At 60.2% G+C, this 10,963-nt stretch carries 16 protein-coding genes; 8 read left to right on the top strand and 8 right to left on the bottom strand.

The window, feature by feature from the left end:
• From IVB31_RS24335 to IVB31_RS24315, 5 genes are all read right to left on the bottom strand, one after another.
• On the bottom strand, positions 1 to 249 hold a 249-nt coding region (locus tag IVB31_RS24335), incomplete at its 3' end, for a hypothetical protein (protein WP_247328664.1).
• Positions 250 to 269: 20 nt separating this feature from the next.
• Entirely contained in the window at positions 270 to 1,223 is a 954-nt protein-coding gene (locus tag IVB31_RS24330; RefSeq protein ID WP_247328661.1) for a hypothetical protein, read from the bottom strand.
• A 186-nt stretch (positions 1,224 to 1,409) separates the two neighbouring features.
• Positions 1,410 to 2,228, bottom strand: a complete 819-nt coding sequence (locus tag IVB31_RS24325; protein WP_247328658.1) for an LON peptidase substrate-binding domain-containing protein — start codon at positions 2,226 to 2,228, stop codon at positions 1,410 to 1,412.
• Positions 2,229 to 3,424: 1,196 nt separating this feature from the next.
• A complete protein-coding gene (locus tag IVB31_RS24320) occupies positions 3,425 to 3,862 on the bottom strand; it encodes a hypothetical protein (RefSeq protein WP_247328654.1) in 438 nt (145 codons plus the stop codon).
• A gap of 263 nt (positions 3,863 to 4,125) precedes the next feature.
• Positions 4,126 to 4,314 (bottom strand): DUF3606 domain-containing protein, encoded by a 189-nt coding sequence (locus IVB31_RS24315; protein ID WP_247328651.1) that lies wholly within the window; start codon positions 4,312 to 4,314, stop codon positions 4,126 to 4,128.
• Between the two features lie 133 nt (positions 4,315 to 4,447).
• On the opposite strand from IVB31_RS24315, the gene ligD reads away from it, so the two are divergent.
• From ligD to IVB31_RS24285, 6 genes are all read left to right on the top strand, one after another.
• A complete protein-coding gene (gene ligD / locus IVB31_RS24310) occupies positions 4,448 to 5,371 on the top strand; it encodes a non-homologous end-joining DNA ligase (protein ID WP_247328647.1) in 924 nt (307 codons plus the stop codon).
• Positions 5,371 to 5,601, top strand: a complete 231-nt coding sequence (locus tag IVB31_RS24305) for a hypothetical protein (protein WP_247328644.1) — start codon at positions 5,371 to 5,373, stop codon at positions 5,599 to 5,601. Before ligD ends, IVB31_RS24305 begins: the two co-directional genes overlap by 1 nt.
• A 332-nt stretch (positions 5,602 to 5,933) precedes the next feature.
• Positions 5,934 to 6,347: a hypothetical protein gene (locus tag IVB31_RS24300; RefSeq protein WP_247328641.1), complete on the top strand. Its 414-nt coding sequence runs from the start codon at positions 5,934 to 5,936 to the stop codon at positions 6,345 to 6,347.
• A gap of 14 nt (positions 6,348 to 6,361) precedes the next feature.
• Positions 6,362 to 7,033: an SOS response-associated peptidase gene (locus tag IVB31_RS24295; protein WP_247328638.1), complete on the top strand. Its 672-nt coding sequence runs from the start codon at positions 6,362 to 6,364 to the stop codon at positions 7,031 to 7,033.
• Positions 7,034 to 7,331: 298 nt separating this feature from the next.
• A complete protein-coding gene (locus IVB31_RS24290) occupies positions 7,332 to 7,532 on the top strand; it encodes a hypothetical protein (protein ID WP_247328634.1) in 201 nt (66 codons plus the stop codon).
• Positions 7,529 to 7,732 (top strand): hypothetical protein, encoded by a 204-nt coding sequence (locus IVB31_RS24285; RefSeq protein WP_247328630.1) that lies wholly within the window; start codon positions 7,529 to 7,531, stop codon positions 7,730 to 7,732. Before IVB31_RS24290 ends, IVB31_RS24285 begins: the two co-directional genes overlap by 4 nt.
• Here the strand turns inward: IVB31_RS24285 and IVB31_RS24280 are convergent.
• Positions 7,726 to 8,001: a hypothetical protein gene (locus IVB31_RS24280; RefSeq protein ID WP_247329197.1), complete on the bottom strand. Its 276-nt coding sequence runs from the start codon at positions 7,999 to 8,001 to the stop codon at positions 7,726 to 7,728. The genes IVB31_RS24285 and IVB31_RS24280 overlap by 7 nt on opposite strands.
• A gap of 335 nt (positions 8,002 to 8,336) precedes the next feature.
• Between IVB31_RS24280 and IVB31_RS24275 the strand changes: the two genes are divergently transcribed.
• Positions 8,337 to 8,927: a hypothetical protein gene (locus IVB31_RS24275; protein WP_247328627.1), complete on the top strand. Its 591-nt coding sequence runs from the start codon at positions 8,337 to 8,339 to the stop codon at positions 8,925 to 8,927.
• 125 nt (positions 8,928 to 9,052) lie between these two features.
• Here IVB31_RS24275 and IVB31_RS24270 read toward each other — a convergent pair whose 3' ends face one another.
• Complete coding sequence (locus tag IVB31_RS24270) at positions 9,053 to 9,301, bottom strand: hypothetical protein (protein WP_247328624.1); 249 nt, start codon at positions 9,299 to 9,301, stop codon at positions 9,053 to 9,055.
• Positions 9,302 to 9,661: 360 nt separating this feature from the next.
• On the opposite strand from IVB31_RS24270, the gene IVB31_RS24265 reads away from it, so the two are divergent.
• Positions 9,662 to 10,432, top strand: coding sequence for an EAL domain-containing protein (locus tag IVB31_RS24265; RefSeq protein WP_247328621.1), 771 nt, complete (start codon positions 9,662 to 9,664; stop codon positions 10,430 to 10,432).
• A gap of 68 nt (positions 10,433 to 10,500) precedes the next feature.
• Here IVB31_RS24265 and IVB31_RS24260 read toward each other — a convergent pair whose 3' ends face one another.
• Positions 10,501 to 10,692, bottom strand: coding sequence for a hypothetical protein (locus tag IVB31_RS24260; protein WP_247328618.1), 192 nt, complete (start codon positions 10,690 to 10,692; stop codon positions 10,501 to 10,503).
• Positions 10,693 to 10,963: the final 271 nt, after the last annotated feature.

Raw genomic sequence — 10,963 nt, 5'->3', positions numbered from 1 at the left:
CAGCCAAAGCTCTTCGTGAGAGGCATCGCGCGTCGAGCCGAGGCTTCCGAGGACGCTGATCGGTATTCGCTGCACGCTCTCCTCGATTTGCGCTTCCATCGTCAAATTGTCGCCGGGATGCACAATGACCCGCTCGATGCGGTGAACAAACTCCAGCGGCATCCCGCGGGCTCGATCCGAGCATCCTTCGATGATGTCATTCTGCCAGTTTTTTGCCCGACGTATCAAACGATCGAGATTGGGCGGCACCTGCGAAACTTCATGGCCCCTCACTCCGGTCGAAGATGCGGTCGTATCCAGCGCGAGAACCACTCTTCGGCATCACTGCGCGGGTTGCCCGGATCATCCGTCGCGAAAATCGGCGGCGGAATGAGATAGCTCGGCTCATCCGCGAACGCGCCGATTGGCCGGCTCGTCGGCGGTGGCCGGCCATCAACTATCGGCTTGGCCCAGTCGCCAAACCGATCGTTGAATTCGGTGGAAGGGAGATATGGAACCGGCGCACTCCCCGATGCGAACACGCTGCCCGCATTCGAGGCGTTCACGCGGGTGAGACGACGGACCTCTTCTGGCGCAACAGCTCCCGCGGCAGGACTACCCGGCGCTTCTTGCGCGTCTCGGGCAGCCATGGTGCCGGTTGGCGTGCCGGTCCAATTTCCGAAGCGATCGGCAAAGGTACTGGCACGTTCCGGTACCTGATCAAGTGTGTTGTTTTCGACCTGCGATCGGGGCTCAGGCCAAGGAGAGTTGCTTCCGCTGCTCTGAAGGCCAGGATTTTTCGAATTGAGCGCGTTGTAGGGAGTTGTCCCCGCGGAGAAGACACCTCCTCTCTCCGCGCCGGTGTCGCGTGCCGACGCCGCCTCCGCGAATCCCACAGCGCCTAGTGCTCCCCATGCCGGCGCGAATGCCGGGGCTACCGCCATAAGCGCAGCGAGGGCCGCCACACCATACAGCGCGTTCGGCGGCGTACCGCCGGAAGGAGGGTCGGGGTCGAGGAATGGTGAGCGCTCGGAGAATGGTAGGGGAGCTCCGGTCGCCGGATCGAACCTGAGAACCAAGGGATCGTTACCGATCGGAGTGCGGGGAGGTAGTTGACCAAGCCCCTGCGAGGCCGGATTGGAGACTGGAAATCCGGGCAATCCATAACTCAGAAGCGGGTTGCTCGGCGTGAATCCTTCGGGCTGATTCTGCTCCTCATAGGAAGGTGGAAAGAAGCCCGGCAAGCGAGTGTCGACGAGGGGAGGAACGAGTCCCGGAACAGCAGGAACTGGGCCGACAGCGGAGAATTGCAGCGAAACTGGAGCGTGTCCTAAGTGTCGCTTTACAAGTTCGCTCCTTTCGCCTTCTGGGCCCGTAGCGGACCTGCCGTGCGCAGCCGGTGGAGGACCGCTTGTGACCCATAGCTGAACTCATGCGTCCAGCCGATCCTTCACTGCTTCGAGCCGGTTTACTGGGTCAAGCGTCGCGAGCAAGCCTTGCTTATCTTCGACCGACAACTTCAAGCAACCGGCGATAATGTCGGCGACCCAGCCGGGATCGCTAGTTTGCTTGCTCACAACATCGGCGATGAGATCCGGATCACGGACCCCACCCAGAGGCATAAGAATTTGCGGAATATTGACGTTGTGCCTTCCGGCGTAGCTCGCGAATTGTGCAACCGTCATTCGGATCAAGTCAGGAGCTTCGGTGATTGCCCCTTCATTGACGTCTTGCACGCAGGCGATGAAGCTCTCCGATTCGTTGATGAAGTCTTTGATCGCCACCCGCCGGTGGATTTGCACAAGTGCCTTCACGGTACCGTCATGTAGATGAACAAGATCGCGAATACCGGCGAGAACGCCGATACTATAAATATCGTTCAAGGTAGGATCGTCAACCGAGGACGCCTTCTGAACCGCGATGACAATCTCGCGCTGCTGTTTAGAAGCTTGGTTCAGTGCTTGAAGGGTTTTGGGGCGGCCGGCGAACACCGGATAGGTCGCGCCGGGGAATGGCACAAGGTCGCGCATAGGAATTGCAAAAAAACGTCGCACGGCCGCATCGTCCGACCGCACTGACAGCTTTTGGCCACCGCCTTCTATTTTGGCAGAGAGCGTATTCCAATCTGCAACGCCAAACATCTTAGAAACAAGCTCAAGGCTCTCGCTATGACTGATATGGATAGCTCTTGCGGAAAGAGAACTGCGCAGCGTCTGCGCCATAGCCTTTGCATCGCGAAAATCGCGCATGACTTCTTCCTTTGAGTAGAGCGAACCCGGTATGTCAGGCGGTTGCGTTTCTGACCCGGATGCTCCGGTCAAGGGAAGCCATGAAGGGAGGCCCGATACGTTCACCGTTCCCGTAAGGGTGCAACCAGCTGGTCGTATCAACCGGGGCGAAGTTTCGCCGAGATTTAGCCGAGTGTCAATCAGGCGGTGCGCGCGGACACCTCGCGCTGAATTTCCGCTTGTGGCCCCTAGCTGACCTTAGCTCAGCGTGCCGCGAGGTCTGCCTTTGAGAGGCAAGCTGAAGCGCGCAATGCGAGCTGCCAAGGCGGCTTTTGACCCGAGGCAGACCTCAGATCGAGCTGACGGCCGCTTGCAGATCACGTTCAGGTTGCTACCCTTGGATAGCGCGCGACCGTCGCCATTTTTGGTCAAGGAGGGCTGTTCGTGGTCTTTCAGAGCGACCGGCTCCATCTGCGAACACTTGTGCGGTTGTTGCGGAAGGAAATTTCCAAGCTTGTGCCGTGGAAGTTAACGTATCCCAGCACCTTTAAACTCATCAATTTGTCCCGACTAATATACTTTCGTGTTTCAGTCCCAACGGACGAGGTGTGGCTGATATGGGCCGGCTCCGAAGTCATACAGTCGATGATGTTCTCAATAGACGAAACAAAGAAAATCTTCCAATCAATCGAGCGCGCGTATGACAATCAAGAATTGGTGGAGGTTAATGTTGGTGACCTATTATGGAAGACGGACTGCCGGCCACGGTCGTATCCCGACGCAGTCACGATCTCTTTCAAACGTGGTTGGGAGCGAACGCGCGAAGACGTCAAACGGCAAGACGTAGCCAGTGCAATCGCCACGTTTCGCAGTCTATTTTGAGCCAATGGATGCTGCTAGTGCAGGTCAGCTTGTGGCCCATAGCTGACTTGCTAGTGCGAGCTGACCACGTCCGGTTTCGACAACAAAACGGACGTGGCTTAGTCGCGGGCCAATCGGATTATGAGGCATTGGCCCAGCGGATCAGGTCCTCACCAAACGGCTCAGGATTCGAATGTTGCGCCGGTCGTCGGCTTCTGATGCGGCCGACTTCGCGGGCGCGCTCAACTCAACAGCCGGTCGCTCGGGTTTATATGCAAGTGCGTCGGCGATCCATTGAGGCCATCCGGCGGCTGACCCTGTCTCAACGCTCGCTTGGCGCCCTTTGGAATCCGTGCTCATGCCTGCTCCTCCGAACGCAGCCAAAGCTCTTCGTGAGAGGCATCGCGCGTCGAGCCGAGGCTTCCGAGGACGCTGATCGGTATCCGCTGCACGCTCTCCTCGATTTGCGCTTCCATCGTCAAATTGTCGCCAGGGTGCACAATGACCCGCTCGATGCGATGAACAAACTCAAGCGGCTTGCCGTCTTCGCTTGCAATCGGCTGCACCGGCTTGCCCCAGCCGCGATCGAGGATCGCATTGGCCGCCGAGACACGTGCATGGGCGGGAGCCTCCTTGTCGCGCATGATCTGCACGAGCGTTTTCATGGCGACGGGGGTATGCGTCCGCGCCAAGGATTTGATTTCAGTCAATGTACGCTGCTTCAGAGCTCGGCGAGCGGCTGCCCTCGCGAGAGCGTTCTGAGACAGGAGGTTTGTATTCACCACCTCAGTCATCTGGATATTCCTTTTTGAAAAAATCAGTCCAACTCAATCCAATCGGGACGCAAAAAACCCGCGGCGGAAATCTCCGGCGCGGGCGAAAACAAACTCGTCTCGATGATGCCATTCTGCCAGTGTTTTGCCCGACGTGTCAAACCGTGAAGGCGGCTCCGGGTACGACGGGGGGGACGTTGCACCGGAGCCGCCATTCACGCCGGCTAATCGGCGGTACGCCGGCACTAGTCAACCACTATTGAAAGCAAAAGGTCCTCGCGGGGTTAGCGCTTCTTCAGCTTGCTTTCCACCTTCTTCCGACTATTGCCAACCTTCTTGACCGCCTTCTTCACGGCCGAAGCGGAACGCTTGGTCTTCTTCGCCTCGTAACCGACTTCATACTTCTCCCCGCCCGCCACGCGCGCGCGGTCTTGCTTGCGACCGCGAGCGGTCTGCTTCTTCGCTTTAGCCATGTTGATCTCCTTGCACTCTAAAAACGCACGGAGATTCAGATAGTTCCTTGGCGCACCTGTTCGCGCGGCAAGGACCGGAACGAATCCGCCTGCAAAGATTCGAATCAAAAGGTTTGTTGCGTGGAGTGGTTCTGTGGCGTCTCAGCGTCTGCCCAAGTCAGGGGCGATCGGTATCAAAGCGCCCTTCCCGGGCTTCATCGAACCGGCCTTGGCAACCTCGATCGAGAAGGTGCCCTCCGGCGAGCGATGGATTCACGAAATCAAGTTCGATGGATACCGGGTCCAACTGCATTTGGCGAACGAGGCCGTTACTGTTTTTACGCGCCGTGGCCATGACTGGACCAGGCGATTTAAAAAAGTTGCCGACGATGCATGGCACCTCAAGGCGGCTTCGGCGATCATCGATGGGGAGGTTGTCGTTCCGGCTGCGGACGGCAGCACCGATTTTTCGGTCCTTCAGAACGAGCTGAAGGGCACGTCCGCTAAGATCGTGCTCGTCGCATTTGATCTCCTTTATCTGAATGGACGGGACCTCCGCAAACTGCCACTGGTTCAGCGGAAGGCAGAGCTGAAGAAGATCATTTCGAGCACGGACGTGCAGTTCAGCGAAAGCTTCGAGATCGAAGGCAGAGAGATGTTCGCGCACGCCTGCAAGATCGGGCTTGAAGGCGTAGTCTCCAAGGTATGGGACAGCGCTTACAACAGCGGTCGGGGCAACAATTGGGTCAAGAAGACATGCGCCCAACGGGAGACTTTAACCATCGCCGGCTTCGCGCTTGATGAAGGCAAATGGGATGGCATGTATCTCGCCCGTCGCAAAGGTGACGATCTGATCTATGCCGGCAAGGTCGACCATGGGTTCGACAAGACGTCGGCGGCGGAGCTCCAGAAGCGCTTGCAGCCGCTCATCCGCAGGACGCAACCCTACGCCAAGCGCATTGCACACAAGGGCATCTGGGTCGAACCCAAACTGCTTGCAGAGATCGAATACCGCGCCAAATCTGCCGAGGGAAAAGTCCGGCATCCATTCTTCAAAGGATTGAGAGAAGACCTGTGATGGATAGAACCGCCCGCATCCTTCAGGATCTATACGACAGTGAAATCAATTTCACGATTGCCACCTTTTGGCATGCCGGTTTTCAAATCAAGCTCGGACTCGGTGATGAGGTGAACGGCTTTGATGCCACCGGAACGGCCGACAATCTCGTTGATGCTGTCGAGTGGCTTCGTGTCCAAGCTATCAAGAAATATCCGGAGAGTGTCTTTGCAACGAACTATCGACGATAACTTGACGTGTTCGGCGGGTGCAACAACTTCGATGGTGGTTTACTGCGCCCACAATTGTAGCACCGAATTCAAGACCGACGTTAAGGAACTCGAATGCGGCGCCGGCCAAATCGTCTGCCTGGAATGCGACGGAAGCGGACGATGTCTGTTCCCCCCGGAGATGGTCGGAGGCGAACTGGCCTGCGTCGATTGCAAGGGGACGGGCCGCCAGTTGGTCAGCATCTGACGCGCTTTGGTTTTCCACAGCCACGACAGGCAGTGGCTCGTTCCGGCTCTCGCCTACTAGCAATCGACAATTTGCCAACCACGCCAGCTCATGGCCTTGATAGCGAATGACCACCAAGTCGCGCCAGCATCTCTACGGCACTCAAATCAAGATATCGGCCGAACGCGCCAAGGAGGCCCGCAAGGAGGCTGACAAACTCGCTTGTGCGGCGTGGAACTATCGAATGCTCGGCTATAGAGGCCCCGCGCAACCATCTCCGACCGTCGGCGATGCCATCAATGCCGGCTTCCTCTATCTCGAAGTTCGATGTCTTGGCTGCGACACCAACCAAACCGTGGCGCTCGATGTTGTCCGTCGTGCCAAGACGACGCCGGTGCATGAACTTCAACGCTACATGCGATGTAAGGACTGTTCCGAAGTGCGGCGTTATCCGTATAGGCGAAGCGCACTCGTTGCATTAAGACCAACGAAAATCTCGGCGGATAATCCGGCATCTTACTGGTGGCCCGGCGAGCGCTAAGGATCATCGAACACATGTGCAATCTTTACTCGATCACCACCAATCAGGCGGCGATCGCCGACCTCTTTCGCGTGGTGCGCCGCTACGAAGGCAACCTGCCACCGATGCCGGGCGTGTTTCCTGATTATCCCGCACCTGTCATTCGCAATGCAGACAGCGGCGAACGCGAGTTGGCCATGATGCGATGGGGCATGCCGCCGCCCCCCCGCACCGGGGGGCCGCCCGTGACGAACATTCGCAACACCTCATCGCCGCACTGGCGCGCATGGCTCAAGCCAGAGCACCGCTGCCTCGTCCCGGCCAACAGTTTTGCGGAATACGCACCGGAACCCAACCCAGAGACGAAGAAGAAAGACGTCGTGTGGTTCGCCCTTGCTGAGGCGCGACCGCTGTTCGCATTCGCCGGCATCTGGACCATCTTCAAAGGGGATCGCGGGACGAAGTCGAAGCCGGTCCCCGGCCCACATCAGGTCTACGGTTTTCTCACGACGGCGCCGAATTCGATCGTTGAGCCGATTCACCCGAAGGCGATGCCTGTCATCCTGACTTCGGCCGAAGAGCGGGACGTGTGGCTGCGAGCGCCGTGGGAAGAGGCTAAGGCGCTGCAACGGCCGTTGCCCGATGAGCAGTTGAAGATAGTGGCTCGCGGAGTCGACAAGGAAGATACCGCGCCGACACGCGCCTAGCGGCATCACCCGCCACTGCTCTCTCGTTATCTTGAACCTGCGGCCAGAGCCTCGCTCGGTGATGGAGGTCATGACAGCGTTCGGCTCTGTCCAAAAGTGAACATTGGCTTCGCATACTCAACATGAGTAAATCGCCCACAGCGCTAAACCTGCAGGCGAATATAATCGCGCGACCTATCAATTGATGTCGCCCGCCACCACGGCGAAGCATAGCGTCGATCCATCATCGCGCGGCTGGCACAATCGGTGATGAGACCACCGCTTGCGCTCCCGCCCACTCGAGTAAGGTCGCAGCGCCATGCAGAAACGACGCCGTTTCAAGCAAGTCAAAACCCTCCACGAACGACTGGCGGACGAGGCGGAGCGCCTCCGCGAGGAGGCACGCACGCTGTCGCCGGGGCGCCGCCGCGAGATGCTGCTGCGCCGGGCGCGGCAGGACGAGACGGCCATGCAGATCGACGCCTGGCTGCATTCACCCGGCCTGAGGGCGCCCACATGACCCAGCAATATCGCGCTTACCTCGTCGGCGACAACGGCGTCTTCCGCTCCGCCGAAGCTTTCGAGGCCTTGTCCGATGCCTCCGCCCTCACCTTCGCGCAGCAATTCACGCGGCACGGCAAGGTCGAGGTCTGGCAGCTCGGCCGAAAGATCGCCGTGCTGGAGCCCGAGCAGCCGGCGACCTTGCTGACGCGTCAATGATCGCGTGACCGCGATCGCGCCTTGAGATCCTCGACCTCGAACGATAACGTCACCTGCATGACAGGTCCGTCGGCGTCGCGCACGTCGATCGCCATGCTTTGGCTTTGCTTGCCGTCCGAGAGCGGCGCCGCGAGAATGGCGTCCCGCGCCATGTCGGCCACCGACTTGGCGGCCTCGGCCTGAACGGCCCGCGCACTGGCCAGTACCAACCCCTCCTCATCGCGCGCCACACCCTGCTCGTCCCGCAAATCGAAGTAATATCGAGGCATTGCCGCATCCTTTGCCTTAATAGGTCCGAGACGGACAAAGGTTTCGCGCCGGGCCAAAAAAGTCTTGGGATCCAATGGGTTCCGGGAACAACGGGGGTTGCCCGGGAGGCGCTCGCCCGCCGGCTCCTGTTCGCCCTCGCGCGCGCTCCACCGCGTGGCTCGCTGCACCACGCGGCCCGCTTCACCACACGGCTCGCTTCACCAAGGGCCTGGCTGCCTCTCCTCCTATCGAAGGAGGCTGTGTGCGCGGGATCACGGATGCGCGCGCCAAGTCCGCCTATCACTCATCCCACGACGACGGCTTGAAGCAAAACAAACAACCAGACAGGTGGACCATGACGAAGACGGTGATGATCACGAAGATGGCGGCGGCGATCGTGTTGGCAAGCGTCGCGGCGGGCCTTGCAGGCAGCCCGGCCCAGGCCGGCTGGGGCGAGAACGGACAGTATGGCAACGCGCCGCAGGCCCACCCTCAGTTCGGTCCCCATTTCGGCGGCTATGGCGGCAATGGCGGCAATGGCGGCTATGGCGGCAACGGCCAGCGCCCGATGTACGTCCCCGGCCCCCGGCCGATGCCGCCCCAGGTCGTGATTTATCCGCGGCCCGCGCCGCCGGTCTATATCCCGCCGCAGGTCGTGGTCCGGCCGGTCCAGTATCCGGTTGTCGTGAACAGGCCGGTGTACGTTCCGACCCAGCAAGTGGTGGAGAAGACGGTGGTGGTGCAGCGGCCGGCGACCGTGGTTGCGGCGACACCCGTCGCGGCGGCTGCGCCCGCTCCGGTGGTCAACAACAATTGCAGTTGCCTCGTGAAGGAATATCCGCAGGCTGGCGTCGTGGTGTTCAGGGATATCTGCACCAAGGAAAGTGCGACCTACACCAACCTGCCGCAGCAGACCTCGCAGGCCGTGCTGCCGCCGACCCAGTGATCCCCGGGTCCGACCGCGAGCTTCAATGAATATGCGAACGCGGCAACATGTGTTGCCGCGTTCGTGCCCGGTCGCATCACAGGTGAAAGCGACAGGGTGAAGACGCCCTCGCTCCTCCGCCACCCTCACTCCTCCGCAAGCTTCCGCGCGATATAGGCATCGACCGTCTCGGCGAACGAGCGCTGCACGCCGACGGCGGTGCCATGCTGGTCGAGCGCATCGCGCTGGAGCACGCGCAGTCCGCGCCCGCGCATGCAGGCCGGCGCCGTGTTGAAATATTGATCGATGGCGCCTTGGGCGAGCGGGATGGCCTTCGGGTCGCCCCTTGCGATCAGAAGGCGCAAGAGGCTCTGGCATTCGGCCAAACCTGGCATGGGGTCAGCTTTCAGCTTTGCTGCGATTTCGACTTCGGCCGCTTGATGGGCTGGGTGTGCGTGCCGAACAACGCCAGCAGAAACGCGACTTCTTCCTTCGAACCGACCTGGATCATGATGATCTCCTTTTCGCTTCGTTGGTCGGGGCCAGCGCCGGCCGCGTTCAGGACAATCGGGTTTCAGCATTGTTTCAGGCGTGTTTCGTCGGGACGATCCGAAACGTCCGCGGCCGTGTTGTGTGCACAATTGGACATCCAGAGGTCGCTGACCTCTGTCGCTTCGTTTCCGCACCGGGATCACTTCGCTTTTTCTTAACCGCCGCGGCGGTACGTTCGGCCGTCCGGGTGGGGAGGTTGCGAGATGGTCGTGAAATGTGCGGGATGCGCCGACGGAACCGAGCTGCCGTTCGCATTCAGGATGGCGTTCCAGCCGATCGTCGACGTCGCGGCGCACCGCGTCTGGGGCTATGAGGCGCTGGTGCGCGGCCCGGGCGGCGAAAGCGCGCACAGCGTGCTCAGCCAGCTCACCGACGATCAGCTCTACCGGTTCGACCAGGCCGCGCGCGTGATGGCGATCGAAACCGCGGGAAAGCTGTTCGACGACCCGCATGCGCGTCTCTCCATCAACTTCATGCCGAACGCCGTCTACGAGCCGCGCGCGTGCATCCAGAAATCGCTCGAAGCCGCACGGCGCGCGAATTTTCCGCCGACGAACTTGATGTTCGAATTCACCGAGAACGAGCGGATGACCAATCCCGCCCACGTCGAGAACATCGTCCGCGCCTACAAGGCGCTCGGGTTCTGGACCGCACTGGACGATTTCGGCGCGGGTTATGCCGGGCTGAGCTTGCTGGCGAGGCTGCAGCCCGACCTGATCAAGATCGACATGGAGCTGCTGCGGGATATCCATCTCAGCCACCCCAAGCAGGTGATCGTGGCCGCGGTGGCCGCGATCGCCCGCGAACTGGACATCACCGTGCTGGCCGAAGGCGTCGAGAGCGAGGCCGAATTGACGACCTTGCGCGCGGCCGGCATCACGCTGTTCCAGGGCTATTATTTCGCAAAGCCGGGCTTCATGTCGTTGCCGACCGTCAGCGGACTTCACGAGCTGGACGTTTCGATCGCCAGCTGAGAGCGTCACGGCAGGTTCGCCGCGCTGACCTGCGGGCCTTCAAACGAGCCATTTTTCAAGGTCTGCTTTCAAGGTCTGCGCTTCTGGGTGACCAGCCGCAGCGCGATGCCGTGCTGCCAGGCGCGTACCCTGACGGCGGCTTCGCTGCGGTCGAGCTCGCCAGCGATCTCGTCCGGCCGCCAGCCTGCTTCAGCCAACGCCCTCAGCCGCTCATGGTCTTCCGCTGTCCACTTCTTCAACAACGGGTAGCGCGATTGCATGGTCGGAGCTGTCTCGCTGCAGTTTAAACGCCGGCGACAATCGACCGCGACAGGCAAAGTTCCTAAAAGCAAATGCTCGGATCGCCCTGCAGGCGGGAGAGCCGCCGGCAGACTGGCCTTGCTCCGGTGCTTGTTCGGGCCTGTCGAACTTTATCTAAAATGCGGCGAAGCGGATTCGGCGAAATGAAATCTCTTCCTGCCATGCTGAGACATGTCCCGTGCGAAAGACGCAATCGGGAAAGCTTCGGAGAGATCGTCGATGTATTACGTC

The organism is Bradyrhizobium sp. 21, from assembly GCF_023073335.1.
Lineage (GTDB): Bacteria > Pseudomonadota > Alphaproteobacteria > Rhizobiales > Xanthobacteraceae > Bradyrhizobium.
The sequence above is the reverse complement of the archived record's forward strand: the minus strand, read 5'-3'. Positions and strand labels throughout refer to the sequence as shown.

Bases quoted from the DNA above. Each gene is read 5' to 3' on its own strand.
- IVB31_RS24260 (WP_247328618.1), bottom strand. From the start codon at position 10,692: ATGCAATCGCGCTACCCGTTGTTGAAGAAGTGGACAGCGGAAGACCAT.
- IVB31_RS24315 (WP_247328651.1), bottom strand. From the start codon at position 4,314: ATGGCTAAAGCGAAGAAGCAGACCGCTCGCGGTCGCAAGCAAGACCGC.
- IVB31_RS24305 (WP_247328644.1), top strand. From the start codon at position 5,371: ATGGATAGAACCGCCCGCATCCTTCAGGATCTATACGACAGTGAAATC.
- IVB31_RS24280 (WP_247329197.1), bottom strand. From the start codon at position 8,001: ATGCCTCGATATTACTTCGATTTGCGGGACGAGCAGGGTGTGGCGCGC.
- IVB31_RS24300 (WP_247328641.1), top strand. From the start codon at position 5,934: ATGACCACCAAGTCGCGCCAGCATCTCTACGGCACTCAAATCAAGATA.
- IVB31_RS24295 (WP_247328638.1), top strand. From the start codon at position 6,362: ATGTGCAATCTTTACTCGATCACCACCAATCAGGCGGCGATCGCCGAC.
- IVB31_RS24265 (WP_247328621.1), top strand. From the start codon at position 9,662: ATGGTCGTGAAATGTGCGGGATGCGCCGACGGAACCGAGCTGCCGTTC.
- IVB31_RS24325 (WP_247328658.1), bottom strand. From the start codon at position 2,228: ATGCGCGATTTTCGCGATGCAAAGGCTATGGCGCAGACGCTGCGCAGT.
- IVB31_RS24275 (WP_247328627.1), top strand. From the start codon at position 8,337: ATGACGAAGACGGTGATGATCACGAAGATGGCGGCGGCGATCGTGTTG.
- IVB31_RS24320 (WP_247328654.1), bottom strand. From the start codon at position 3,862: ATGACTGAGGTGGTGAATACAAACCTCCTGTCTCAGAACGCTCTCGCG.
- IVB31_RS24290 (WP_247328634.1), top strand. From the start codon at position 7,332: ATGCAGAAACGACGCCGTTTCAAGCAAGTCAAAACCCTCCACGAACGA.
- IVB31_RS24285 (WP_247328630.1), top strand. From the start codon at position 7,529: ATGACCCAGCAATATCGCGCTTACCTCGTCGGCGACAACGGCGTCTTC.
- IVB31_RS24270 (WP_247328624.1), bottom strand. From the start codon at position 9,301: ATGCCAGGTTTGGCCGAATGCCAGAGCCTCTTGCGCCTTCTGATCGCA.